This is a genomic window from Streptomyces sp. NPDC002817 (assembly GCF_053592055.1).
On record NZ_JBSFUY010000003.1, the window covers coordinates 171,145 to 195,920 of the forward strand.

The 24,776-nt window shown below is 69.6% G+C and carries 18 protein-coding genes and 1 pseudogene; 10 read left to right on the forward strand and 9 right to left on the reverse strand.

All coding sequences use genetic code 11. From position 1 onward, the window contains the following. Window positions 1-82 precede the first annotated feature (82 nt). The 7 genes from ACWD3I_RS06790 (at window position 83) to ACWD3I_RS06820 (ending at window position 6,779) form a co-directional block, all read left to right on the forward strand. Window positions 83-925: a M24 family metallopeptidase gene (locus ACWD3I_RS06790; protein ID WP_365393288.1), complete on the forward strand. Its 843-nt coding sequence runs from the start codon at window positions 83-85 to the stop codon at window positions 923-925. Between the two features lie 5 nt (window positions 926-930). Next, window positions 931-2,688, forward strand: coding sequence for an SDR family oxidoreductase (locus tag ACWD3I_RS06795; protein WP_365393290.1), 1,758 nt, complete (start codon window positions 931-933; stop codon window positions 2,686-2,688). Between the two features lie 86 nt (window positions 2,689-2,774). Next, complete coding sequence (locus ACWD3I_RS06800; protein ID WP_365393293.1) at window positions 2,775-3,713, forward strand: MerR family transcriptional regulator; 939 nt, start codon at window positions 2,775-2,777, stop codon at window positions 3,711-3,713. A 122-nt stretch (window positions 3,714-3,835) separates the two neighbouring features. Beyond that, a complete protein-coding gene (locus ACWD3I_RS06805) occupies window positions 3,836-4,384 on the forward strand; it encodes an RNA 2'-phosphotransferase (RefSeq protein ID WP_365393296.1) in 549 nt (182 codons plus the stop codon). 12 nt (window positions 4,385-4,396) lie between these two features. Further along, entirely contained in the window at window positions 4,397-4,864 is a 468-nt protein-coding gene (locus tag ACWD3I_RS06810) for a hypothetical protein (RefSeq protein ID WP_451084042.1), read from the forward strand. Window positions 4,865-4,915: 51 nt separating this feature from the next. After that, on the forward strand, window positions 4,916-5,833 hold the full coding sequence (locus ACWD3I_RS06815) for an LLM class flavin-dependent oxidoreductase (RefSeq protein WP_365393302.1): 918 nt from the start codon (window positions 4,916-4,918) through the stop codon (window positions 5,831-5,833). A gap of 79 nt (window positions 5,834-5,912) precedes the next feature. After that, window positions 5,913-6,779, forward strand: a complete 867-nt coding sequence (locus tag ACWD3I_RS06820; RefSeq protein ID WP_365393305.1) for a Cof-type HAD-IIB family hydrolase — start codon at window positions 5,913-5,915, stop codon at window positions 6,777-6,779. On the opposite strand, the gene ACWD3I_RS06825 is transcribed toward ACWD3I_RS06820, so the two are convergent. The 6 genes from ACWD3I_RS06825 to hisC all read right to left on the reverse strand — a co-directional run bounded on the left by ACWD3I_RS06825 (window position 6,776) and on the right by hisC (window position 17,173). Further along, window positions 6,776-7,831, reverse strand: a complete 1,056-nt coding sequence (locus ACWD3I_RS06825; protein ID WP_365393308.1) for a M23 family metallopeptidase — start codon at window positions 7,829-7,831, stop codon at window positions 6,776-6,778. The two genes, ACWD3I_RS06820 and ACWD3I_RS06825, sit on opposite strands and share 4 nt — an antisense overlap. A 157-nt stretch (window positions 7,832-7,988) precedes the next feature. Continuing rightward, a complete protein-coding gene (locus ACWD3I_RS06830; protein WP_365393311.1) occupies window positions 7,989-9,671 on the reverse strand; it encodes a sensor histidine kinase in 1,683 nt (560 codons plus the stop codon). 56 nt (window positions 9,672-9,727) lie between these two features. Next, entirely contained in the window at window positions 9,728-13,234 is a 3,507-nt protein-coding gene (cydD, locus tag ACWD3I_RS06835; protein ID WP_365393314.1) for a thiol reductant ABC exporter subunit CydD, read from the reverse strand. Window positions 13,235-13,317: 83 nt separating this feature from the next. Next, on the reverse strand, window positions 13,318-14,325 hold the full coding sequence (cydB, locus tag ACWD3I_RS06840) for a cytochrome d ubiquinol oxidase subunit II (RefSeq protein WP_365393317.1): 1,008 nt from the start codon (window positions 14,323-14,325) through the stop codon (window positions 13,318-13,320). Window positions 14,326-14,343: 18 nt separating this feature from the next. Continuing rightward, a complete protein-coding gene (locus ACWD3I_RS06845; protein WP_365393320.1) occupies window positions 14,344-15,858 on the reverse strand; it encodes a cytochrome ubiquinol oxidase subunit I in 1,515 nt (504 codons plus the stop codon). Between the two features lie 235 nt (window positions 15,859-16,093). Beyond that, window positions 16,094-17,173: a histidinol-phosphate transaminase gene (gene hisC, locus ACWD3I_RS06850; RefSeq protein WP_365393323.1), complete on the reverse strand. Its 1,080-nt coding sequence runs from the start codon at window positions 17,171-17,173 to the stop codon at window positions 16,094-16,096. A gap of 401 nt (window positions 17,174-17,574) precedes the next feature. Between hisC and ACWD3I_RS06855 the strand changes: the two genes are divergently transcribed. The 3 genes from ACWD3I_RS06855 (at window position 17,575) to ACWD3I_RS06865 (ending at window position 21,020) form a co-directional block, all read left to right on the forward strand. Next, window positions 17,575-18,687: a LacI family DNA-binding transcriptional regulator gene (locus ACWD3I_RS06855; RefSeq protein WP_046256466.1), complete on the forward strand. Its 1,113-nt coding sequence runs from the start codon at window positions 17,575-17,577 to the stop codon at window positions 18,685-18,687. Window positions 18,688-18,888: 201 nt separating this feature from the next. Continuing rightward, window positions 18,889-19,959 (forward strand): metallophosphoesterase, encoded by a 1,071-nt coding sequence (locus ACWD3I_RS06860; protein ID WP_365393326.1) that lies wholly within the window; start codon window positions 18,889-18,891, stop codon window positions 19,957-19,959. Between the two features lie 194 nt (window positions 19,960-20,153). After that, on the forward strand, window positions 20,154-21,020 hold the full coding sequence (locus ACWD3I_RS06865; RefSeq protein ID WP_365393329.1) for a hypothetical protein: 867 nt from the start codon (window positions 20,154-20,156) through the stop codon (window positions 21,018-21,020). Between the two features lie 120 nt (window positions 21,021-21,140). Here the strand turns inward: ACWD3I_RS06865 and ACWD3I_RS06870 are convergent. From ACWD3I_RS06870 to thiC, 3 genes and pseudogenes are all read right to left on the reverse strand, one after another. Beyond that, a pseudogene (locus ACWD3I_RS06870) lies at window positions 21,141-21,272 on the reverse strand (thiamine biosynthesis protein ThiC); the annotation flags it as partial. Between the two features lie 38 nt (window positions 21,273-21,310). Next, on the reverse strand, window positions 21,311-22,684 hold the full coding sequence (locus tag ACWD3I_RS06875; RefSeq protein WP_365393332.1) for a VWA domain-containing protein: 1,374 nt from the start codon (window positions 22,682-22,684) through the stop codon (window positions 21,311-21,313). 96 nt (window positions 22,685-22,780) lie between these two features. Next, entirely contained in the window at window positions 22,781-24,604 is a 1,824-nt protein-coding gene (thiC, locus tag ACWD3I_RS06880; protein WP_365393335.1) for a phosphomethylpyrimidine synthase ThiC, read from the reverse strand. Between the last annotated feature and the right edge of the window lie 172 nt (window positions 24,605-24,776).

Genomic DNA, 24,776 nt, shown 5'->3' on the forward strand with positions numbered 1-24,776 from the left:
GCCTCTAACAACTGTCACATTCGGTGCTGTCAAGTTACGGACACGTAGCGCAGTCGACGTGGACTGGGTGGGGCGGAGTGGCATGACGACGGCAGTGACAGACGAACGTGCCGCTGAACTGCGCGGGTTCAGAAAGGTCCAGCGGCTGGCGTACGAGTGCGCCGAGGCCGTCGCGGCCCGCCTCGAGCCGGGGGTGACCGAGCGTGAAGCGGCGCAGATGCAGCGCGAGTGGCTCCGCGAGCGCGGGGTCCGGGACTGGTTCCATCTGCCCTTCGCCTGGTTCGGGGACCGCACGGCGTTCGTGAACTTCCGCGTCCCCCTTCAGTTCTTCCCCACGAACCGCAGGCTGGAGCCGGGCATGCCGTTCATCCTGGACATGGCCCCGGTCCACGAGGGCTTCACGGCGGACATCGGCTACTCGGGCTCGCTGGGCGTCAACCCGGTGCAGGACAAGCTGATGGACGACCTCCGGGCGCACCGCGAGCTGATCCTCGGCGAGGTGCGTGAGCGGCGGTCGCTGCGCGAGATCTACCAGGACGTGGACCGCCTCATGGTCCGCCAGGGCTACGCCAACCGGCACCGCGCGTATCCCTTCGGGGTGATCGCCCACAAGGTGGACCGGGTGCGGGAGCGCCGCTGGTCGCCGAAGGTCTTCGGCTTCGGCACCCAGTCCCTCAAGGGCCTGGCGGCCGACGCGCTGCACGGACATCGCGAGGGCTGGTCGCCGCTGTGGTCGCCGTACCGCTTCTCCGACCATCCGCCGCAGCCCGGCCTGTGGGCGGTCGAACCCCACCTCGGTTTCCGGGGCACGGGCGCGAAGTTCGAGGAGATCCTCGTCGTCACCGACTCCAAGGACCCCGAACAGAGCGCGTTCTGGCTCGACGACGATCTGCCGCACGTGCGGCGCTGGACGGAGGGGGAGTGAGCGGCGTGGCTCTTGAGGGTGCGCGCGAGCGCAGGGTACGGACCGGCGGCGTCGAGCTGTGTGTCGCCGAGCTGGGAGACCCGTCGTGGCCGACGGTCGTCCTGGTGCACGGCTATCCGGACAGCAAGGAGGTGTGGTCACAGCTCGCGTCGCGGCTGTCGGACCGCTTCCACGTCGTGCTCTACGACGTCCGGGGCCACGGCCGCTCGTCGGCGCCGCAGCCGCTGCGCGGCGGGTTCACCCTGGAGAAGCTGACGGACGACTTCCTGGCCGTCGTGGACGCGGTCAGCCCGGACCGGCCGGTGCACCTGGTGGGGCACGACTGGGGCTCGGTACAGGGCTGGGAGTTCACCACGGTCCGGCGCACCGAGGGCCGGATCGCCTCCTTCACCTCGATGTCCGGACCGTCCCTGGACCACCTCGGGCACTGGATCAACGGCCGGATCAAGCGCCCCACTCCGCGCCGCGTCGGCCAGCTCCTCGGCCAGGGCGCCAAGTCCTGGTACGTGTACGCGCTGCACACGCCCGTGCTGCCCGAACTCGCCTGGCGCGGCCCGCTCGCCAAAGCCTGGCCGCGCCTCCTGGAGCGCGTCGAGCGGGTCCCCGGCGACGGCTACCCGACCTCGTCGCTGCCGACGGACGCGGCACACGGGGCGTGGCTGTACCGGGACAACGTCCGTCCCCGCCTGCGCAGGCCACGCCCGGACGCCTACGCCCACGCACCCGTGCAGCTCATCACGCCCACCGGGGACGCGTTCCTGTCGGAGCGGCTCTGCGACGGACTGGAGCAGTGGGTCCCGCAGTTGACCCGGCGCACCCTCCAGGCCCGGCACTGGATACCGCGCTCGCGCCCCGACCAACTGGCCTCCTGGATCTCGGAGTTCGTCACCTCCGTGGCAGGCGGGCGCCCCGAAGCGGTGACGGCCACCGGCAAGTACGCCGACCGCTTCGGCGGGCAGCTCGTACTGGTCACGGGCGCGGGCAGCGGCATCGGGCGGGCGACCGCCTACGCGTTCGCGGAATCCGGCGCACGCGTGATCGCCGTCGACCGGGACGCGCAGAGCGCGGCCCGTACCGCCGAGATGTCCCGGCTGCTCGGTTCCCCCGAGGCCTGGGCGGAGACCGTCGACGTCTCGGACGAACAGGCCATGGAGAAGCTCGCCGCGAAGGTCGCCGCCGAGTACGGCGTGGTGGACGTCCTGGTGAACAACGCCGGGATCGGTCTGGGCGGTTCCTTCTTCGACACCAGCCCCGAGGACTGGAAGAAGGTCCTCGACGTCAACCTGTGGGGCGTCATCCACGGCTGCCGGCTGTTCGGCAGGCAGATGGCCGAGCGCGGACAGGGCGGCCACATCGTCAACACCGCGTCGGCGGCGGCCTATCAGCCCTCCAAGGCGCTGCCCGCCTACAGCACCTCCAAGGCGGCGGTGCTGATGCTCAGCGAGTGCCTGCGCGCGGAGCTGGCCGGTCAGGGGATCGGAGTGAGCGCGATCTGCCCCGGCTTCGTCAACACCAACATCACCTCGACCGCGCGCTTCGCCGGGGTGGACGCCGACGAGGAGAAGCGCCGCCAGAAGCGGTCCGCGCAGCTGTACGGACTGCGGAACTACCCGCCGGAGAAGGTCGCCGACGCGATCCTGCGAGCGGTCGTGCGCAACGAGGCGGTGGTACCGGTGACACCCGAGGCCCGCGGAGCACGTCTGCTGTCCCGGGTCGCACCGCGCGCGCTGCGGGCGATCGCACGGCTGGAGCCACCGCTGTGAGGTCCCTGGGACGGGTCTCCGGCATGGCGTCGTCCTTCGGACCTCTGCCACGCCAGACGGCATGAACGGCACCCCAGGGTGGTCGTGTGAGTGACGTACCGGCGCTCCGGATCGAGGACCTCGCCCACCTCAGCGGCGCCACCGTCCGCACCATCCGCGCCTACCAGGACCGTGGCCTGCTCCCCCGCCCCGAACGCCGCGGCCGCGCCAACCTCTACTCCGACGCCCACCTCGTCCGCCTGCGCCAGATCGCCGACCTCCTCGACCGCGGCTACACCCTGGCCTCCATCAAGGAACTCCTGGAGGCCTGGGACGCCGGTCGCGGCCTCGGCGGAGTGCTCGGACTGGTCGCCGAGGTCGACGGGCCGTGGAGCGACGAGGCGGCGGTCCGGATCTCGCGCACCGAGCTGGAGGAGCGGTTCGGCGGCACTCCCGACGACGCGGCGATCGCCGACGCCGTGGAGCTCGGCGTTCTGGAGCCGGCGCCCGGTGACGAGGACAGCTTCCTCGTGCCCAGTCCCCAAGAGCTCGCGGTGGCCGTCGAGTTGCACGCTGCCGGGGTACCGCTGTCCGCCATCTCCGGTCATCTCAGGGAGTTGAGGGGTCAGGTCGAGCACATCGCCGCCCGTTTCCTGGAGTTCACCACCGAGCACGTCTTCGCGCGCTACCTCGACGGACCCCACCGTCCGACCGACGCCGACGCGGCCGAAGCGGCCTCTCTCGTACGCCGGCTGCGTCCGCTCGCACAGCAGACGGTGGACGCGGAACTGGCCCGTGCGATGAGGCTGTTGGCGGTACGACAGCTGCGGCAGCACCTGGGCACCTGCGAGGGTCCACCGGAGCGGATCTCGTCACGCTCCGTGGCTTTGCCCGAGGAGACAATGCGGGCGGTGGAGGCGCTGGTTGGCGCGGAGGACGTGGCGGAGTTCATCGCGCTGGCGGCTGAACGGGAGGCGCGGGCAAGGGGGTTGGACGCGCTCACGTCAAAGCGACTGCCCCCAGCCGATGTTGGCGAACAGGGATGACATGACGGTGAGTTGTCCACAGAAACGCCAAGTAGCCTGTGGATAACTACACTTGGTTGTGGACCAAACCTCCGCGTCAAAACAAAATGCGTGATGCGCGTCTCTCCCGTCATGCTGAGCGGATGGACGAAAGACGCACCGTGAAGGTGTCGAAGTACCTCTCGAAACACCTGCGCCATCAACCCGAGCGCATCGGCCTCGTCCTCGACGAGGCCGGCTGGGTCGAGGTCGACGTACTGATCGCCGCTGCCGCCGCGCACGGCTTCCGGTTCACCCGCGAGGAACTGGACCATGTGGTCGCCGCCAACGACAAGAAGCGCTTCGCGATCGAAGGCGCCCGGATCCGCGCCAGCCAGGGCCACAGCATCGAGGTGGACCTCGGACTGCCCCCGGCGACCCCACCGCCGTACCTCTACCACGGCACCGTGGACCGCTACCTGGACGCGATCCGCGCCGAGGGCCTCCGGCCCATGAACCGGCACGACGTGCACCTCTCACCCGACCGCGAGACGGCGACCCGGGTCGGCGCCCGCCGCGGCCGGCCCGTCGTGCTCTCCGTGGACACGGGTGCGATGCACCGCGACGGCCACGTCTTCCACGTCAGCGCGAACGGGGTGTGGCTGACGAAGGCGGTGCCGCCGGAGTACCTGAGGTTTCCCGCGCCCCACTGACCGGCCTCCGGCATGATCAGTGGTATGGACCACTACGGAACCCGCCTCCCCACCACCGAGGCCGCCGTCGCCGCCCTGCGTGCCCTCGCCGCCGAGTACGCCCTCGAGATCGTGGTGACCCACGACATCGGCGCCGACCAGACCTCGCGCCGCAGCGCCGCGGGCGTCGGCGTCACCACCGACCCGGACGGCTCCCTGCCCCACGAGGCGTACGTCGAACTCGGTGGCCGGCCCCGGGTGGACGTACGGCTGTTCCCGGACGACGACGCGCTGATCACCGTCGACGGCGTCGAATGCCCCGACATCGCCCGCGATGACGTGCCCGCGTTCCTCCGCGCCCTCTACGACGGCCACGCCTGGGTCAAGGTGCGCCGCTTCCCGCCGGGCAACTATCTGATGGTTCCGCTGCCGGGCGACCGCGTGCACAAGGAGTTCATCCTGGTCGGGCTCAGCCCATGGCTCAGCGGCCAAGGGCGATGACTGTCGGTCACTGTTTCACGTGAAACGGGCGGGTCCGCATACGCTCGAATCATGAGTCTGCGTCTGAGCACCGTGATCCTCCCGTACCGCCGCTGGCACGAGGGGAGTCGTGAGGCATGGCAGCGCGCGGAGCAGCTCGGCTTCCACACCGCGTACACCTACGACCACCTGTCCTGGCGCAGCTTCCGGGACGGCCCGTGGTTCGGTGCCGTACCGACGCTGACCGCCGCGGCGGCCGTCACCGACCATCTGCGGCTGGGCACCCTGGTGACCTCGCCGAACTTCCGGCACCCGGTCACCCTCGCCAAGGAACTGATCTCCCTCGACGACATCTCCGGCGGCCGGGTCACCCTCGGCATCGGCGCGGGCGGCACCGGCTTCGACGCCACGGCCCTCGGCCAGGAGCCGTGGACGCCGCGCGAGCGTGCCGACCGGCTCGCGGAATTCGTCCCGCTGCTGGACCGGCTGCTGACCGAGAACTCGGTGTCGTACGAGGGCGACTTCTACTCGGCGCACGAGGCCCGCAACATCCCGGGCTGTGTGCAGCGGCCCCGGCTGCCCTTCGCGGTGGCGGCCACCGGTCCGCGTGGCCTGCGGCTCGCCGCCCGTCACGGGCAGGCGTGGGTGACCACCGGCGACCCGAAGCTGTACGAGAACGGCACTCCTGAACAGTCGATTCAAGCCATTCGCGGACAGGTCGAGAAGCTCGCCGACGCATGTGCGGAGATCGGCCGTGACGTGACCGGGCTCGACAAGATCCTGCTCACCGGATTCACCCCGGACCGCGCCCGGCCGCTGGAGTCGCTCGACGCGTTCGTCGACTTCGCCGGACGACACCGGGAGTTGGGCTTCACGGAGATCGTCGTCCACTGGCCGATCGCCGACTCGGACTTCGCCGCGGACGAGAAGGTCTTCGAGCAGATCGCCATGGAAGCACCGGCACAGCTGGGCCGAGGCGACGGAGCGTGATCGTGCCGGTGGGGGCGGTAACTACTCACATGTGCAGGCTCTCGCACGACCGTGCGGGCATATGCGGGAGAATGAGCGGGTGACCTCAGCGACTCGACAGCCCGAGACCCCGGCCTCCACCGTCCCGCCGCGTCTGATAGCCACCGACCTCGACGGCACCCTGCTGCGCGACGACAAGTCCGTCTCCCCGCGCACGGTCGCGGCCCTCGCCGCCGCCGAGGAGGCGGGCATCGAGGTCTTCTTCGTCACCGGCCGCCCCGCCCGCTGGATGGACGTCGTCAGCGACCACGTCCACGGGCACGGCCTGGCGATCTGCGGCAACGGCGCCGCGGTGGTCGACCTGCACGGCGGCCCCGGCGCCCACCGCTTCGTGAAGGTGCGGGAGCTGGCGCGGGACAACGCGCTGGACGCCGTTCGGCTGCTGCGGGACGCGGCGCCGGGCACGGTGTACGCGGTGGAGCAGACGTACGGCTTCCATCAGGAGCCGGACTATCCGAAGCTGCACATGGAGATCCCCGACGAACTCCAGCCGGCCGAGAAGCTGCTCGCGCCGGACGGTCCCGGGGCCGACGAGCCGGTCCTCAAGATCCTCGCCTTCCACCCCACGATCGACCCGGACGCCTTCCTCACCCTGGCCCGTCTCGCCATCGGCGAGCGCGCCAACGTCACCCGCTCCAGCCCCAGCGCCCTGCTGGAGATCAGCGGCCCCGGCGTCTCCAAGGCCAGCACACTCGCCCTGTGCTGCGCCGAACGCGGTATCTCCCACGAGGAGGTCGTCGCGTTCGGGGACATGCCGAACGACGTGGAGATGCTGACCTGGGCAGGACAGTCGTACGCGATGGGCAACGCCCACCCCGACGTGATCGCCGCGGCCTCGGGACGGACGGTGGCCAACAACGAGGACGGGGTGGCGGTCGTGATCGAGCAGTTGCTGGCGCGGCGCTAACCGAGGGGGACGCCGCGTGCCGCCAGCCACGGCACCGGGTCCACCGCCGAGCCCAGCTCCGGCGTGACCCGGACCTCGAAGTGCAGGTGGGGTCCGGTGGAGTTGCCGCTGGTGCCCGACTGGCCGATCCACTGCCCCGGCACCACCTGGTCCCCCTGGTCGACGGCGACGGCGGCGAGATGGGCGTACTGCGTGTAGTAGCCGCCCGCCTGCTCGATCACGATCTCGATGCCGAACGAGCCCCCGCAGGACACCTTCACCACCCGGCCCGCGCCGACCGACCGCACCGGCGTGCCGATCGGCACCGCGAAGTCCTGCCCGGTGTGCCGGTTCGCCCACCGCGAGCCGCCGCTGCCGAAGCCCGCGGACAGTGCGTACGTCTCCACCGGCCCGACCCAGCCGCCCACGACCTGCGTCGGAGGCTGGTCCAGCCGGACGGCACCCCGGCAGGCACCCGCCGCGACCGACGCGTCCGCCTGGCCCTGCAACTGCCAACGCGCTTCTTCGAGCTTCTGCTCGATGTCCGCCTTCAGACCGGCGAGTTCCACCTTCCGCTTCTCCAGCGACTGCCACGCCGCCGCGGCCTTGGCCTCGTCCTTCGCGAGCCGCTTCTCGGCACGCCGGCTCTTCTCGATGGAGTTGTTCACGGCCAGATTCGCCTGGGAGAAGACCTGCTGACCACGCATCAGCTCCTCCGGACTGCCGGCGAGGATGATCTGCGCGGTGAGCGGAATGCCACCGCCGTCGCGGTACTGGGTGCGGGCGATCCGGCCGAGGTCCTCGTGCATGACGGCGATGTCCCGCCGCTCCCGGTCGAGCAGCGCCTCGAACCGCTGCGCCTGGACGCGCTGCACCTCCGCCTCCTGCCGCCCCTTCTCGTACTGCTGTGTCGCCACGGCCGCGTCCTCGTACAACCGCGCCACCTGCGCGCTGATCCCGGGGTCACCGCCGTCGCGTCTCTTCTCCGCCGCGTCGGTGGGGCGGGCCGCGAGCACGGCGAGCGCGCACAGGACGGCCGGGACGAGCAGGGGATGGCGCCAGGGCAGTCGCATGTCAGCGATCGTGGCCCGAGCGCGGGGCAGTGGCATGTTCAGGTCGTACAGCTGGGGGAATCACAGCTCCGTTTGGCCGAGTCGTACGACCGAACAGGCGTCCTCGGAATCGCGGTTGACGGCCCGTCATGGGGGCGTTGGCTCGCGGGGTCGCTCTTCAGTCGAGCGGTGCCTCCCACTCCACCGTCGTGCCGCCGCCGTCCTTCCCGATGCCCGGCCCGTGCCGACTGTCACCGCCCAGCGACTCGGCGCGCCTCTTGAGGTTCTTCAGGCCGCTGCGCCGGCCGCCCTCGGGGATGCCGACACCGTCGTCCGCGACGGTCAGGCGTACGCCCTTCCGCCCACCCGGCAGGGTCACGGTCGTATCGACGACGACGTCGATACGACAGGCCCCGGCGTGCCGGAAGGCGTTGGACAGGGCCTCGCGCAGGGCCGCGATCAGGTTCTTGCCGGTGAGGTCGCCGACGAGGGCGTCGACCGGGCCGACGAAGCGGTGGGAGGGCTTGAAGCCGAGCGGCACGGCGGAGGTGTTGATCTCCCGCAGCACGCGTGTGCGCAGTCCCGCGGGCGTCTCGGCGGGCCCCTGTTGCAGCGCGAAGATCGCGGTGCGGATCTCCTGGATGGTGACGTCGAGCGCGTCGACGGCCTTGCCGACGCCCTCGCGCACATCGGGCACGACCGACCCGCGCTGCGCGCTCTCCAGCGTCATCCCGGTGGCGAACAGCCGCTGGATGACGAGGTCGTGCAGGTCACGGGCGATACGGTCGCGGTCCTCGTAGACCGCGAGGCGTTCCCGGTCGCGCTGCGCGTCGGCCATCATCAGCGCGAGGGCGGCCTGTGAGGCGAACTGGATCGCGAGGGTGCGTTCCGTCTCCGTGAACGGCCGCTCCCCCCGCGCGCGGGGTGTGACGAGAGCGCCCAGGACACGGCCGTCGCTGTGCAGGGGCAGCATCATGGTCGGTCCGTAGCGGCGCGCGAGCGTGGTGACCATGCGCGGGTCGGTGGCCGCGTCGTCCATGAACACGGCCTGTCCGTCGAGGAGTTCGGCGACGACCTTGCTCTCCGGCGGGACGACCGTGCCCAGGACGTTCGACGGCTGGTCCGCGGCCACCGCGGTGACCTCCAGGCCGCCCTCGTCGGCGGGCAGCAGCACGATCCCGGCCGTCGCCCCGGACAGCCGTCGGGTCTGCTCCGCGACGACCTGCAGGGCGTCGTCGACGTCCCCGCCCGACAGCAGGGCGGTGGTGACGGCGACCGACCCGTCGATCCACCGCTCGCGCTGCTTGGCGGCCTCGTACAGCCGGGCGTTGCCGATGGCGATGCCCGCCTCCGTGGCGAGCACCCGGACCATGTCGAGGTCGTAGTCGTTGAACGGCTCGTCGCCGCGCTTCTCCGTCAGATACAGGTTCCCGAAGATCTCGCCCTGGACCCGGATCGGGAGGCCGAGGAAGCTGCGCATCGAGGGGTGGTGCTCGGGGAAGCCGCAGGAGCGCGCATCTCGGGTGAGGTCCACGAGCCGGACCGGCTCCGGGTCGCGGATGAGCGCGCCGAGCAGCCCCCGTTGCCCGTCCGGCAGCCGTCCGATACCCCGGGCGGTCGCCTCGTCCACGCCGTGGAAGACGAAGTCGACCAGCCCCCGGCCGTCCTCGTCGACGACGCCGATGGCCGCGTACCGGGCCTCTGTCAGCGCGGCCGCGGTCTCGCAGATCCGATCCAGCGTGGAGTGCAGCTCAAGGCCGCTGCCGACGGACCGCATCGCCTCCAGCAACTGCGGCACCCGCGCGGCCAGCTCGGTCGAGAGAGTCGGGGGCGGGGGACCGGGGGACGGTGTGTCGGACATGAACCGAGCGTAATTAGTCCCCTTTGATAGAGAAAGTCGAGATTCCGGGCGGCGGCTCAGGCGGTGAGCGCCAGCACCTCCGACTCCGCCTCCCGCTCCACCATCCCCCGCAGCGGCCCCGCCACGGCGGCCAGCTCCGCATACGAACCCCGCTGCACCACACGTCCCTCGTCCAGCACGATCACCTCGTCCACCCCTTCCAGCCCGGCCAGCCGGTGGGTGATGAGCAGCGTCGTACGCCCCTCGGTGGCGGCCAGCAGGTCGGCGGTGAGCGCGTCGGCGGTGGGCAGGTCGAGATGTTCGGCGGGCTCGTCGAGCACGAGGACGGGGAAGTCGGCCAGCAGCGCACGGGCCAGCGCCAGCCGCTGCCGCTGCCCCCCGGAGAGCCTCGCCCCGTGCTCGCCGACCAGTGTGTCCAGCCCGTCGGGCAGACCGTCGGCCCACTCCAGCAGCCGGGCCCGCCCCAGGGCGTCGCGCAGATCGTCCTCGGCGGCGTCCTTCTTGGCGAGCAGCAGGTTCTCGCGCAGTGAACTGTCGAAGAGGTGCGCGTCCTGGGCACACAGCCCCACGAACCGCCGTACGTCGTCGCCGTCCAGCGCATACGCGTCCACGCCGCCCAGCGTGTACGAGCCGGCCTCCGCGTCCAGGAACCGCAGCAGCACCTGCGCGAGGGTCGTCTTGCCGGACCCGGACGGCCCTACGACGGCGATCCGGCGGCCTTTCGTGAGGGTCAGGTCCAGCCCGGCGAGGGCGTCCCGCTCCTGTCCGGCGTGACGGGCGGACAGCCCCTGCACGACGACCGGGAACGGCGACGCGGGTGCCTCCCGCGGCTGCTCCGGCTCCCGTACCGGCTCCGGGGCGTCCAGCACCTCGTACACGCGCTCCGCGCTCTTGCGGACCCGCTGGCGGTACTGCACGGCGAGCGGCAGCCCGAGGACGGCCTCGAAGGCGGCCAGCGGGGTCAGTACGACGACGGCCATGGTGACGCCGCTCAGCCGTCCGTCGGCGACTCCCTGGGCGCCCACGAGGGCGGTGGCCGCGACGGTCAGGCCGGAGACCAGCGCGGTGAGCCCGTCACCGAGCGCGGTGGCGGTGGCGGCGCGCGAGGCGATCCGGGCGAGCACCCCGTCGGCCTGCCGTGCCTCGGCGGTACGGGCGGGCAGGGCGCCGGCGACGGCCAGTTCGGCGGTCCCGGTGAGCAGGTCGGTCACGCGCGTCGCCAGCACTCCGCGTGCGGGGGCCAGCCGCCGCTCCGCCCTCCGGGCCACCGCACCGGTGACCGACGGCACTCCGACACCGGCCGCCAGCAGCCCGACGGCGAGCACGGCACCGGCCTCGGGCAGCAGCCAGGCGGTGAAGCCGACGGACACGGCGGACACCGTGAGAGCCGCACCGGCGGGCAACAGCCAGCGCAGCCAGTAGTCCTGCAGGGCGTCGACATCGGCGACGAGGCGCGACAGCAGATCACCGCGGCGGGTCTGACGCAGTCCGGCGGGCGCCAGCCGCTCAAGGCGCCGGTACACGGCGACCCGGGTGTCGGCGAGCATCCGCAGCACGGCGTCGTGCGACACGAGCCGCTCCGCGTACCGGAAGACCGCCCGCCCGATCCCGAACGCCCGCGTCGCGGTCACGGCCACCATCAGATACAGCACCGGCGGCTGCTGCGAGGCCCGCGAGATGAGCCACCCGGAGGTGGCCATGAGCCCCACGGCACTGCCGAGGGCGAGGCTCCCGAGGAGCAGGGCGAGCGCGAGGCTCCCGCGCCGGGGGGCGGCCATGGCACGGACCCGGGCGAGGACGCCACGGGTGTGCGCGGCCGCTTCCGGATCGGGCGCGGCCCCGTCGGAGGACGCCCCATCGGTGTCGGAGGACCGCTCTTCGCTCGCACGAGCCGCAGGCGCCTTCACCACGACCTCAGTACGACCGGGAGCAGCGACCTCATCCAGCCGCACCACCCGATCCGCCACGCCCAGAAGCGCCGGCCGATGGACGACGAGCAGCATTGTCCGCCCCACCGCCAGCCGCCGTACCGCCGCCACGACCTCCGCCTCGGTGGCCCCGTCGAGCGCCGCCGTCGGCTCGTCGAGCAGCAGCACAGGCCGGTCCGCGAGGAACGCCCGGGCCAATGCGAGCCGTTGCCGCTGCCCGGCGGACAACCCCGCCCCGTCCTCCCCGAGCACGGTGTCGGCGCCCTGCGACAGCGCGTCGACGAACTCCAGCGCGCCCGCGTCCCCGAGCGCCTGCCGTACGGCGGTGTCGTCCGCGTCGGGGCGTGCCAGCCGTACGTTCTCGGCGATCGTCCCGGCGAACAGATGCGGGCGCTGCGGCACCCACGCGATCTGCGACCGCCACTCCTCCAGATCGGCCTCGGTGAGATCGACTCCCCCGACCAGCGCCCGGCCTTCGGTGGGTGGCACGAATCCCAACAGCACGTTCAGCAGCGTCGACTTGCCCGCACCGCTCGGTCCGACGAGCGCGACAGTCTCCCCGGGCTCGACGGTGAAGGACACGTCGGAGACGACGTCTCCGGAGCGGCCGGGATAGCGGACGGTGACCTTGTCGAAGGACAGCGCACCGGTCGACACGACACGGGTTCCCGACGCCGGCACCGGCGTCTCCAGCACCTCGAAGATCTCCTCGGCCGCGGCCAGCCCCTCCGCCGCCGCGTGGTACTGCGCCCCCACCTGCCGCAGCGGCACATACGCCTCGGGCGCCAGCACCAGGATGACCAGGCCGATGTACAGGTCCATCTCGCCGTGCACGAGCCGCATGCCGATCGTCACGGCGACCAGCGCCACCGAGAGCGTCGAGAGCAGCTCCAGGGCGAAGGAGGAGATGAAGGCGATCCGCAGCGTCCGCATGGTCGCCCGCCGGTACTCGCCGGTGATGCGCCGGATCGAGTCGGCCTGCGCCTTGGCCCGTCCGAACACCTTCAGCGTCGGCAGCCCGGCGACGACGTCCAGGAAGTGCCCGGACAGCCGGGACAGCAGCTGCCACTGACGATCCATCCGGGACTGTGTGGCCCAGCCGATCAACACCATGAAGATCGGGATGAGGGGGAGGGTGCCGACGATGATGGCCGCCGAGACCCAGTCCTCGGTGACGACCCGCGCCAGCACCGCCACCGGCACGACCACCGCAAGGCCCAACTGCGGCAGATAGCGCGAGAAGTAGTCGTCGAGGGCATCGACTCCTCGTGTGGCGAGCGCGACCAGCGATCCTGTCCGCTGCCCGCTCAGCCACCCCGGCCCGAGCGCTGCGGCCCGTTCCAGCAGCCGCCCACGCAGCTCGGACTTGACCGCCGCACTCGCCCGGTGCGCGGCGAGTTCGGTGAGCCAGGAGACCAGCGCCCGTCCACCCGCGACCGCCACCAACAGCAGCAGGGGAGTGCGGAGTTCACCGACCGACAGACCGTGCTGGAAGGCGCCGACCACCACCTCGGCGATGAGCATCGCCTGGGCGACGACCAGCGCCGCCCCGACGGCACCCAGGCCCACGACCGCCGCCATGAAGAGACGGGTGGCGCGGGCGTATCGCAGCAGACGCGGATCGATCGGTTTCACGTGAAACACACCCTCTTCTCAGCGGGAAACGGTGGGGCATGTTTCACGTGAAACATGCCCCACCCGGGCACCCCGGCTCGGACTCAGTGCGCGACGTCCGCCGCGATGTGCTGCGTACCGATCCGCTTGCGGAACACCCAATAGGTCCAGCCCTGGTAGACCATCACGACCGGCGTGGCGATCACCGCGCACCAGGTCATGATCTTCAGGGTGTACGGGCTCGACGAAGCGTTGGTGACCGTGAGGCTCCAGTCCTCGTTGAGCGAGGACGGCATGACGTTCGGGAAGAGCGTCAGGAAGAGCATCGCCACAGCGGCCGCGATGGTGACGCCCGAGAAGGCGAACGACCAGCCCTCGCGCCCGGCTTGGTTCGCCACCAGGGCGGCGACCAGGGCGACCACCGCCACGACCATGGCGACCAGGCTCTTGCCGTCGCCGCTCTCGACCTGCGTCCACAGCAGGAAGACGAGCGCCGCCACGGCCGTCACGAGCCCGACCTGAAGCGCCAGCTTCCGCGCCCGCTCCCGGATCTCGCCGACCGTCTTGAGCGCGGTGAACACCGCCCCGTGGAAGGTGAACAGCGTCAGCGTCACCACCCCGCCGAGGAGCGCGTACGGGTTGAGCAGGTCCCAGACGGTGCCGACGTACTCGAAGTTCTTGTCGATCTTCACGCCGTGCACGATGTTGCCGAAGGCGACGCCCCACAGGAACGCCGGGAGCAGCGAGGTCCAGAAGATCGCGGTCTCCCAGTTGCGCTGCCAGTTCTCCTCGGGACGCTTGACCCGGTACTCGAAGGCGACACCGCGCACGATGAGGCAGACCAGGATGAGCAGCAGGGGCAGATAGAAGCCCGAGAAGAGCGTGGCGTACCACTCGGGGAAGGCGGCGAAGGTCGCGCCGCCCGCCGAGAGCAACCAGACCTCGTTGCCGTCCCACACGGGACCGATGGTGTTGATCAGCACCCGCTTCTCGGGCCGGTTCCGAGCCAGCAGTTTGGTGAGGACGCCGACCCCGAAGTCGAAGCCCTCCAGGAAGAAGTAGCCGGTCCACAGGACGGCGATGAGCACGAACCAGACGTCGTGAAGTTCCATGACTCGATCCCCCTCGGCCTAGTACGAGAAAGCCATCGGCTTGTCGGCGTCACGTGTGTCGCCGCCGATCTTCGTGGGCGGGTTGAGGTCGGCCTCGGTGAGCTCGGGCGGGCCGGCCTTGATGTACTTCGCGAGCAGCTTGACCTCGACGACGGCGAGGATGGCGTACAGCGAGGTGAAGACGATCATCGAGGTCAGGACCTCGCCCTGGGAAACACCGGGGGAGACCGCGTCGCGGGTCTGCAGGACGCCGTAGACGACCCACGGCTGACGGCCCATCTCGGTGAAGATCCAGCCCCAGGAGTTGGCGATCAGCGGGAAGCCCATGGTGAGAACGGCGATGCGCCAGTACCACTTGGTCAGCTTCGGACCGAGGTCCTTCTTGGCCCTGGGAAGCAGCACGATGTGCGGCACCTCGTCGTCGGCGACCCTCAGGGCCTGCGGCAGCAGGAACTTCTTGCGGGTCAGCCAGAGTCCGAGCAGACCGATCGCGAAGGACGTCATGCCGAAGCCGATCATCCAGCGGAAGCCCCAGTAGGCGACGGGGATGTTGGGCCGGTAGTCGCCGGGCCCGTACTTCTCCTGCTCAGCCTTGTTGACGTCGTTGATGCCGGGGACGTACGAGGTGAAGTCGTCCTTGGCCAGGAAGGACAGCAGTCCCGGGATCTCTATGGCGACCCTGTTGTGACCCTTGTCGACGTCGCCGACTGCGAAGATCGAGAAGGGGGCCGGCTTCTCGCCGTCCCACAGCGCCTCGGCGGCGGCCATCTTCATCGGCTGCTGCTCGTACATGATCTTGCCGAGAGTGTCGCCGCTGATCGCGGTGAGCATGCCGCCGATGACGACGGTGACCAGGCCGAGTCGCAACGAGGTCTTCATGTCGCTGATGTGCTTCTTGCGCAACAGGTGGAAGGCGGAGATGCCGACCATGAAGGCGCCACCGGTGAGGAACGCCGCCGAGAGGGTGTGGAAGGCCTGGGCGAGCGCGGTGTTCTGGGTCAGGACCAGCCAGAAGTCGGTGAGTTCGGCCCTGCCCTTCGCCTCGTTGATCCGGTAGCCGACCGGGTGCTGCATCCACGAGTTGGCCGCGAGGATGAAGTACGCCGACAGGATCGTGCCGATCGAGACCATCCAGATGCAGGCCAGGTGGATCTTCTTGGGCAGCTTGTCCCAGCCGAAGATCCACAGACCGATGAACGTCGACTCGAAGAAGAAGGCGATCAGTGCCTCGAAGGCGAGCGGGGCGCCGAAGACGTCACCGACGAAGCGCGAGTAGTCGGACCAGTTCATGCCGAACTGGAACTCCTGCACGATGCCGGTGACCACACCCATCGCGATGTTGATCAGGAAGAGCTTGCCCCAGAACTTCGTCGCCCTGAGGTACTTCTCCTTCTCCGTGCGCACCCAGGCGGTCTGCAGTCCGGCCGTGAGGGCGGCCAGCGAGATCGTCAGGGGCACGAAGAGGAAGTGGTAGACGGTGGTGATGCCGAACTGCCAGCGCGCCAGTGTCTCCGGCGCCAAAGCCAGGTCCACGTCGTCAGGTCTCCTTAGGTCGCCGTGGTACGGCAGTTTGCCCCTTATGTCACACACATCATTGGAGCAACCGGGACACGCTTGTGAACGCGTTCACATTCACAAGCCCAGTATGACGTACTGGTTTTCGACGAACGGCAGGGGGGTCGTGTCTCCTGCGTCACGTAAACGCACACGGCGACCACGTCAACGTCTTGTTGAAGTGGCCGCCGTGCGGCAGGTCTCCCACGGAGCCTCAGAGCTCCTTGCGGAACCCTTCCGCCACCTTCAGGAAGATGTCGTTCGCCTCGGTCTCCCCGACCGTCACCCGCACGCCCTCGCCCGGGAACGGCCGGACCACCACACCGTGCCGCTCGCACGCCGCGGCGAAGTCGACCGTGCGCTCCCCCAGCCGCAGCCACACGAAGTTCGCCTGGGTCTCGGGCACCGTCCAGCCCTGCCCCCGCAAGCCCTCGACCACCCGGTTGCGCTCACACACCAACGAGCCGACCCGGCCGAGCAGTTCGTCCTCGGCACGCAGCGAGGCGATCGCCGCGTCCTGCGCGAGCTGGCTGACACCGAAGGGCACCGCGGTCTTGCGCAGCGCCGCCGCCACCGGCTCGTGGGCGATCGCGAAGCCGACCCGGAGACCGGCGAGACCGTACGCCTTGGAGAAGGTCCGCAGGACGCAGACGTTCGGCCGGTCGCGGTACAGCTCGACGCCGTCCGGCACCTCGGCGTCCCGGATGAATTCGCGGTACGCCTCGTCCAGTACCACGAGCACATCGCCCGGCACCCGGTCGAGGAAGCGCTCCAGCTCGGCCCGCTTCACCACGGTGCCGGTCGGATTGTTGGGGTTGCAGACGAAGACGATGCGCGTCCGGTCGGTGATGGCGTCGGCCATGGCGTCCAGGTCGTGCACATCGCCCGGCGTCAGCGGGACCTTCACCGAGGTCGCTCCGCTGATCTGCGCGATGATCGGGTACGCCTCGAAGGACCGCCAGGCGTAGATGACCTCGTCGCCCGGGCCCGAGGTCGCCTGGATGAGCTGCTGGGCGACACCGACCGAGCCTGTGCCGGTGGCCAGGTGGGAGAGCGGGACACCGAAGCGCTCCGACAACTCGTTCATCAGGCCTGTACAGGCCATGTCCGGGTAGCGGTTGAAGGACGAGGCCGCGGCCGTGACGCTCTCCATCACGCCCGGCAGCGGCGGATAGGGGTTCTCGTTGGAGGACAGCTTGTAGGCGACCGGGCCGCCGGCCGCTGCGGGCTTGCCCGGCTTGTAGGTGGGGATACCTTCCAGCTCGGCGCGCAGCTTGGGGCTCGTCTCGCTCACCGCAGTCCTCCTTGTGACCACCACCGGCTTCGAATACTCCTTACCTTATGAGGATTCGGCGCCGCTGCGTACAGGTGGGACGCAAACCTCATCAGCCCCACTGGCATCAGGGGCATCACCGTACGAAGACAGACGAATCACAGGGCGCTCTCACATATATCTATGCGCCGGTGGCTCGCGCCGTGGCGCGCATCACCCGTGAAGGTGAGTTGAGACCTCTTCGAAACATCGGCGACTTGGCAGGCCCATGCGCGTCGACAAGTCACGTAGTGCCATTGGATCGTTCAACTCCCTTTCAATCAAAGGGTATTGACACGGTATGACCATGCAGAAACGTGCCTGTCAACGCGTGCATATGCGCCCGCCCTACCCCACCACCTGAGCCCTACTATCGGCTCGCCATGACAGCAGCAGGGAAGCACCAGGTGAGCCGCGCGGAAACCTCACGTCGAGGCAGCCGGCCGGGCCGTGCGGGCATCAGAGACGTTGCCGCCGCCGCCGGAGTCTCCATCACGACCGTCTCTGACGCCCTCAACGGCAAAGGGCGGCTCCCGGACGCCACCCGCCGCCATGTCCGCGAGGTCGCCGACCGGCTGGGTTATCGCCCGTCGGCGGCCGCCCGAACCCTCCGTACCGGAAAGTCGGGCCTCATCGGCCTGACCGTGACGACGTACGGGGATGAACCTTTCACCTTCACGGAGTTCGCGTACTTCGCCGAGATGGCCCGGGCCGCCACCTCGGCGGCGCTCGCCCGCGGCTACGCGCTCGTCATCCTCCCCGCGACCTCGCGCCACGACGTGTGGTCGAACGTCGCCCTGGACGGGACGGTCGTCATCGACCCGTCCGACCAGGACCCGGTGGTCAGCGAGCTCGTCCGGCAGGGTTTACCGGTCGTCTCCGACGGCCGCCCGGCCGGCTCGCTGCCGGTCACCGCGTGGGTCGACAACGACCACGAGGCCGCCGTCCTCGGCATCCTCGACCACCTGGCCGACGCCGGCGCCCGCCGCATCGGCCTGCTGACGGGGACGTCGACGGACACGTACACCCATCTGTCCACCACGGCGTATCTGCGCTGGTGCGAGCGGGTCGGCCAGGATCCGGTGTACGAGTCCTACCCGGCGCACGATCCGTGCGCCGGCGCCGTCGCCGCCGACCGGCTGCTGGCCAGGCCGGACCGCCCTGACGCGGTCTACGGGCTGTTCGACCCGAACGGCACCGACCTGCTCGCCGCCGCCCGCCGCTACGGGCTGCGGGTACCGGACGACCTGCTTCTGGTCTGCTGCAGCGAGTCCACCGTGTACGCCAGCACCGAACCGCCCATCACCACGCTCTCGCTGAAGCCGAGGCGTATCGGCACGGCCGTGGTCCAGCTCCTCATCGACGCCATCGAGGGGGTCGAATCGGACCAACCGGTCGAGCAGGTGATACCGACGGAGCTGATCGTGCGTACCTCGTCCGAGCGTCGTCCTCCCCGGACAACCGTCAGTCCGCCCCGGTCGCCCGAGGAGGAGTAGGACGAGGGCCGTCAGCAGGCGGCACAGGCCCTGCCCAATCGGGGCGAAAGCCGCGGTGAACAGGAGTCTTGCTCCGATTCACCACCCCTGGGTCATCACATGGCGCGATCCGCATTCCTATGATGGGCCCACGACACCGCGGGCCGCTGCGACCAGGCAGTCCGAAGCGGTGCAGATGCGGCGTGATGGTGGAGGGGTCTGATGACTCAGGGGGCCGGTCAGGGACCCGAGGCGGAGCGGACGGCGACGTTGCGCGACTTCCGGGTACCCGCGTACGTCCACGAGACCGGCCCGTACGGCCACAGCGCGCACCCCGGCGACGTCGTACCGGCGCACGAGGCGGACTACCCGGAGGGGTACACGCCCACCGAGCGCAACCTGCCGGTCGTCAACCGGGGTGACACGCTTCAGGTGGCCGTCGACCCCGCGGCGGTCCCGCGGACCGTCGTCGGGCCGGGCGCGCTGTTCGTCGTCGGTGACGTCCACGGCTATCTCGACGAGCTGGTGGCGGCGCTCCAGGAGAAGGGCCTCGTCGACGCCGCGGGCAACTGGTGCGCGGGCACCGCCCGGCTCTGGTTCCTCGGCGACTTCACCGACCGCGGCCCGGACGGCATCGGCGTCATCGACCTCGTGATGCGGCTGTCCGCCGAGGCCGCCGCGGCCGGCGGCTACTGCAAGGCCCTCATGGGCAACCACGAGCTGCTGCTGCTCGGCGCCAAGCGGTTCGGCGACACCCCCGTCAACTCCGGTGCGGGCACCGCCACCTTCCAGGCGGCCTGGCTGCTCAACGGCGGGCAGAAGACCGACATGGACCGTCTCCAGGACCACCACCTCCAGTGGATGGCCCGCCTCGACGCCATGGAGGAGGTCGACGGGCACCTGCTCGTCCACTCGGACACCACCGCCTACCTCGACTACGGCGACTCGATCGAGGCGGTCAACGACACCGTCCGCGAGACGATCACGCGCAACGACGCGGACGAGGTGTGGGATCTGTTCCGCAAGTTCACCAAGCGGTTCTCCTTCCGCGACGAGGGCGGCGCCGACCATGTGCGGTCCCTGCTCGACACGTACGGCGGCACGCGGATCGTTCACGGTCACAGCCCTATCCCCTACCTGCTGGGCGAGGTCGGCTCGGAGGACGGCGAGGACTCGTCGGGTCCGCTGGTCGAGGGACCGCACGTCTACGCCGAGGGGCTGGCCATCGCGATGGACGGCGGTGTGACCATGGCCGGAAAGCTGCTGGTCCAGCAACTACCGCTGGATATCTGAACGTTCACGGGGCAGACGATCCCCCATGACGGACTGAGCAAGAAACGACGCAGGCCAGGGCCCAATTTCTGGAAACCCCCTGTCACCGTGTGCCGTCACCGCTCTACCATCGGCTTATCCGTAGCAGGCTCCCCTCCGTTTCTGCCCGACGGCTCACAGTCATGCGAGCCCCAAGCCCTACGGAGCATCGGGGGATGCACATGAACAGCGTTCCGCAGCACCTGCTGATCGAGGACCGCCAGGAGTACGAGCGGATCCTCGATGAGGCGCTGCGCTCCGCCCCACACCGCCCGGAACTGGCCGCTGTGGGACAACGGCTCAATCCCGAACAGCTGCGCACCATGGCGCTCAACGCCACCGCGATCATCACGGCGGCCGCGGCGACCGAGTACCAGCACTACGTGAAGGTCCGCGAGGAACTGCGCCAACCGGCGCCGTCCACCCCGTCGTCGGTCCGTGAAACCGGCTCTGCCGAGCCGGGCTCGGGCGCGGTGGGGCTCGCCGCCACCATGGGAGAGGTCGCCGAGACCGCCGGCGCGGGCGCCATCGCCGTCGCCGCGGTCCTGACGCCTGTCCTCGCCGGAACCGCCGCGGCGATCTTCCTGCTGGTGGGGTACATCCTGAAAATGCTGGACCCCCAGCCGGCGTTCGCCCAGACCATGCTGACCACCGGTTGGGTGTTCGGCGCGGTGACCGCGCTCGCGATCCTGGTCGCCGCGGTCGGCCTCCTGCTCACCGCCCTGCGCAACCGGCCCTCGCTGGACACCGGGCCGTACGGCGAGCTGAGCGGGGAGGTGGCCCGGGCCAGGGAAGCCTGGCGCGAGGCCCTGCTGGAGCGGGGTGTCCTGCCCTTCCTGCGGGACGCGCTGGCCGACCCCGGCACAGCGGCCGCCCTGCACCGCCCCGCACCGCCCGCGCCGACCAGCCGTATGCCGAACCTCGGCTACGGCCGTCCGGGCTTCAGCAGCCCGGACGACGGCTCCTCCGGCCCCCGGCCCAGCTTCACGAGTCCGGACTACACCAGCCCGGACTTCGGCGGCCCGGAACACCAGCCGGAGTAGCCCCCGGCTTGCGCCCCTCACCGCGGGGAAACCCGCCTTCGGGGGCGCGCAAGCCGGTTGTCCGGCGCCTCACGGACGCCGGGCGGCCTGCACCCCCCGCATTCCCCGACGGGCCTCCGCTCAGTCGGCGAGCGGCAGGTACACCCGGTTCCCCGCCGCAGCGAACTCCTTCGACTTCTGGGCCATACCCTCCTCGATCTCCTCCTGGTTCCCGCCGTGCCGGCGGCGGATGTTCTGGGAGGTCTTCCTGGAGGACAGCCTCAGCCCTGAGAGGGACCGGAAGAATCAGATCAAAGGATGCCAGCCTGGCCGGCGGCAGCAATCCAGGTCGGAAACTCGGACAGGATCCGGTCGTACAGCTCCTGGTCGGGGACTGTGCTGATGTCGTCCACAGCAAAGAATCCGACGTTGTCGACGCGACGCCCTGGCAGGGTGTCGAAGCGTTCCAACACTCCGTAGTCGGACCGTCCCAGTCCCACGAACTGCCAGAAGATCGGTTCCTCAACGGCTTCCCGCAACTCTCGCTCGATCATGGCGTTGCGGTGGATGCCGCCGTCGGAGAAGAACAGCACCAGGGTAGGAACAGCAGCAGGGGTTTCCTGGACATACGTACGGACTTGGGCGATCGCCTTCTGTTCTTCGTTCTGGATACCCACCGTCCGCATGTCGACCTGACCAGGTTCCAACCCTCTGCCAGGCTTCTTACTACGCCGGAAGAGGCTGATCTGTCCCACCCGGACGTGCAGTCGCAGCCATTCGGGAAGGTCCCCGAGTCGCAGATCAGGGAGGCGTGCCGCGTGGGAAGCGAACGTCCAGGCTTGCATGTCACCGTCATCGTCCAACTGCGCGGCCACCGCTGCCATGCGCTCCACGACATCGGCGACGACACCCTTGGAATAGAGGAAAGCCATGGATCCGGAGGCGTCCAGGACCAGGATGACGCGCGCGGTGACTCCGACTGCTCCATGCTTTCTCAGACTCACCGCCACCTGTTCCTTACGCAGGGACAGACGCTTGCGCATATCGACGGGCAGTTGTTCTTCGCCCTTGCTGAGTCGCGGGCCAGCAGATGCCGGGGCCGGGACAGGCGATGCCGAAACAGGTGCCGCCGGGGACACGGACGCATCCGAGGACGCATCCTCAACGGTGATGCCGAAGTCGGTGGCCAGCCCAGCGAGCCCCGAAGCGTAACCCTGACCGACTGCGCGGAACTTCCACTGCCCTGCCCGTAGGTACAGCTCGCCGCCGATGAACGCGGTCTCCGTCTCGGCCTCCATGGGAAACCGTGCGATCTCAGTCCCGCTCACCGCGTCCAGGAGCCTCAAGGTCAGCCCAGGCACCTGCCCGAACGTTCCGCCATCGGCCGAAGCGCACAGCACAACTCGCTCGACGGCGGGGTCAAGCAAGCGCAGATTGACCTCGACTGTGTCGGTGAGGACGCCATCAGCACTCTGCTTTCCCAGGTGAGTCACAGCGTTCGACGCATGTTGCGGCTGGTTGTAGAAGACGAAGTCACCATCGTCGCGAACGCGTCCGGCACCAGTGAGCAGCAAGGCCGACCCGTCGACATCGGGCGCGTCAGGCTTTTCGTGCCAAACGAACTCGACGCGCACCGCACGATAATCGACAGGGAGGTTGGCGCCCTTGCCCAATGTTCTCGTCATGGGGGCAGTCTGCCCGCCGAAAGCGCAGGAGGGCAGACTTGCCGAGATCCCGGGGGAAGCGATGCCCCGAAGCGCCGAGGCATCGCACCCCGGTTCTCACTCCGCGAGTGGCAGGTACACCCTGTTCCCGCTGGCCGCGAACTCCTTCGACTTCTGCATCATGCCTTCGGCGACCTCCTCAGCCGTCGCCCCCGCAGCCGCCGTACCGCCGAACTGCTTTGTGATGCTCTGGCTAATCTTCATCGAGCAGAATTTCGGCCCGCACATGGAGCAGAAGTGGGCCGTCTTGGCCGGCTCGGCCGGGAGCGTCTCGTCGTGGAACGCGCGGGCCGTGTCGGGGTCGAGGGCGAGGTTGAACTGGTCCTCCCAGCGGAACTCGAAGCGGGCGTCCGACAGCGCGTCGTCCCACTCCTGAGCGCCAGGGTGTCCCTTGGCGAGGTCCGCCGCATGGGCCGCGATCTTGTAGGTGATGACGCCTGTCTTCACGTCGTCACGATTGGGCAGGCCCAAGTGCTCCTTGGGCGTGACGTAGCAGAGCATCGCCGTGCCCCACCACGCGATCATCGCGGCACCGATGCCTGAGGTGATGTGGTCGTACGCCGGGGCGACGTCCGTGGTCAGCGGGCCGAGCGTGTAGAACGGTGCCTCCTCGCAGATCTCCTGCTGAAGGTCGATGTTCTCCTTGATCTTGTGCATCGGGACGTGGCCCGGACCCTCGATCATGGTCTGTACGTTGAAACGCTTCGCGATCGTGTTGAGTTCTCCGAGCGTCCTCAACTCCGCGAACTGCGCCTCGTCGTTGGCGTCCGCGATCGAGCCCGGCCGGAGGCCGTCACCGAGCGAGTACGTGACGTCGTAGGCGGCGAGAATCTCGCAGAGTTCCTCGAAGTTCTCGTAGAGGAACGACTCCTTGTGGTGCGCGAGGCACCAGGCCGCCATGATGGAGCCGCCGCGCGAGACGATGCCCGTCTTGCGGTTGGCCGTCAGTGGTACGTACGGCAGGCGGACGCCCGCGTGGACCGTCATGTAGTCCACGCCCTGCTCGGCCTGCTCGATGACCGTGTCCTTGTAGATCTCCCAGGTCAGTTCCTCGGCCTTGCCGTCCACCTTCTCCAGTGCCTGGTAGAGCGGCACCGTGCCGATGGGGACGGGGGAGTTGCGCAGCACCCACTCGCGGGTGGTGTGGATGTTGCGGCCGGTGGACAGGTCCATGACCGTGTCGGCGCCCCAGCGGGTCGCCCAGGTCATCTTCTCGACCTCCTCCTCGATGGAGGACGTCACCGCGGAGTTGCCGATGTTGGCGTTGACCTTCACCAGGAACCGCTTGCCGATGATCATCGGCTCGATCTCCGGGTGGTTGACGTTGGCCGGGAGGACCGCGCGGCCGGCCGCGATCTCCTCGCGGACGACCTCGGGGGACACGTTCTCCCGCAGGGCCACGTACTCCATCTCCGGCGTGATCTCACCGCGGCGTGCGTACGCGAGCTGCGTGACCGCGCCACCGTCACGGCTACGGCGCGGCAGCCGGGGCCGCCCGGGGAAGACCGCGTCGAGGTTGCGGAGGTTGCCGCCCCGCGGCGAGGTGTGCTTGATGCCGTCGTCCTCGGGACGGGCGGGACGGCCCGCGTACTCCTCGGTGTCGCCGCGGGCGATGATCCAGTTCTCCCGGAGCGGGGCCAGCCCCCGTCGGACGTCGGTATCGACCAGCGGGTCGGTGTACGGACCCGATGTGTCGTACAGCGTGACCGACTGCCCGTTGGTGAGGTGCACCTGACGGACCGGCACCCGCAGATCGGGGCGGGAGCCCTCGACATACGCCTTGTGCCAGCCGATGGACTTCCCGACCTCCGCGGACTGTTCGCCCTGAATGGGCTGTTCGTCCTGGCTGAAGGCAGGCGTGCGCGCGTCCTTGATGGTCATGAGACCTACTCCCTACGCCGGCATTACCCGGTAACAGGTTCGGCGGTCGACGCAGCGGCTTCCGTCTGCCGACGTTTCGTGTGGAACGTCACTCGCTGGTGACGATGTTCCACGTGAAACATCGCTGGGACGGAGGTCAGCGCCCTCTCAGCCCGGTGCTCCGAGCTCCCGC

Bases quoted from the DNA above. Each gene is read 5' to 3' on its own strand.
- ACWD3I_RS06860 (WP_365393326.1), top strand. From the start codon at position 18,889: ATGACTCAGGGGGCCGGTCAGGGACCCGAGGCGGAGCGGACGGCGACG.
- cydB (WP_365393317.1), bottom strand. From the start codon at position 14,325: ATGGAACTTCACGACGTCTGGTTCGTGCTCATCGCCGTCCTGTGGACC.
- thiC (WP_365393335.1), bottom strand. From the start codon at position 24,604: ATGACCATCAAGGACGCGCGCACGCCTGCCTTCAGCCAGGACGAACAG.
- ACWD3I_RS06805 (WP_365393296.1), top strand. From the start codon at position 3,836: ATGGACGAAAGACGCACCGTGAAGGTGTCGAAGTACCTCTCGAAACAC.
- ACWD3I_RS06790 (WP_365393288.1), top strand. From the start codon at position 83: ATGACGACGGCAGTGACAGACGAACGTGCCGCTGAACTGCGCGGGTTC.
- ACWD3I_RS06825 (WP_365393308.1), bottom strand. From the start codon at position 7,831: ATGCGACTGCCCTGGCGCCATCCCCTGCTCGTCCCGGCCGTCCTGTGC.
- ACWD3I_RS06875 (WP_365393332.1), bottom strand. From the start codon at position 22,684: ATGACGAGAACATTGGGCAAGGGCGCCAACCTCCCTGTCGATTATCGT.
- ACWD3I_RS06830 (WP_365393311.1), bottom strand. From the start codon at position 9,671: ATGTCCGACACACCGTCCCCCGGTCCCCCGCCCCCGACTCTCTCGACC.
- ACWD3I_RS06865 (WP_365393329.1), top strand. From the start codon at position 20,154: ATGCACATGAACAGCGTTCCGCAGCACCTGCTGATCGAGGACCGCCAG.
- ACWD3I_RS06855 (WP_046256466.1), top strand. From the start codon at position 17,575: ATGACAGCAGCAGGGAAGCACCAGGTGAGCCGCGCGGAAACCTCACGT.
- ACWD3I_RS06810 (WP_451084042.1), top strand. From the start codon at position 4,397: ATGATCAGTGGTATGGACCACTACGGAACCCGCCTCCCCACCACCGAG.
- ACWD3I_RS06815 (WP_365393302.1), top strand. From the start codon at position 4,916: ATGAGTCTGCGTCTGAGCACCGTGATCCTCCCGTACCGCCGCTGGCAC.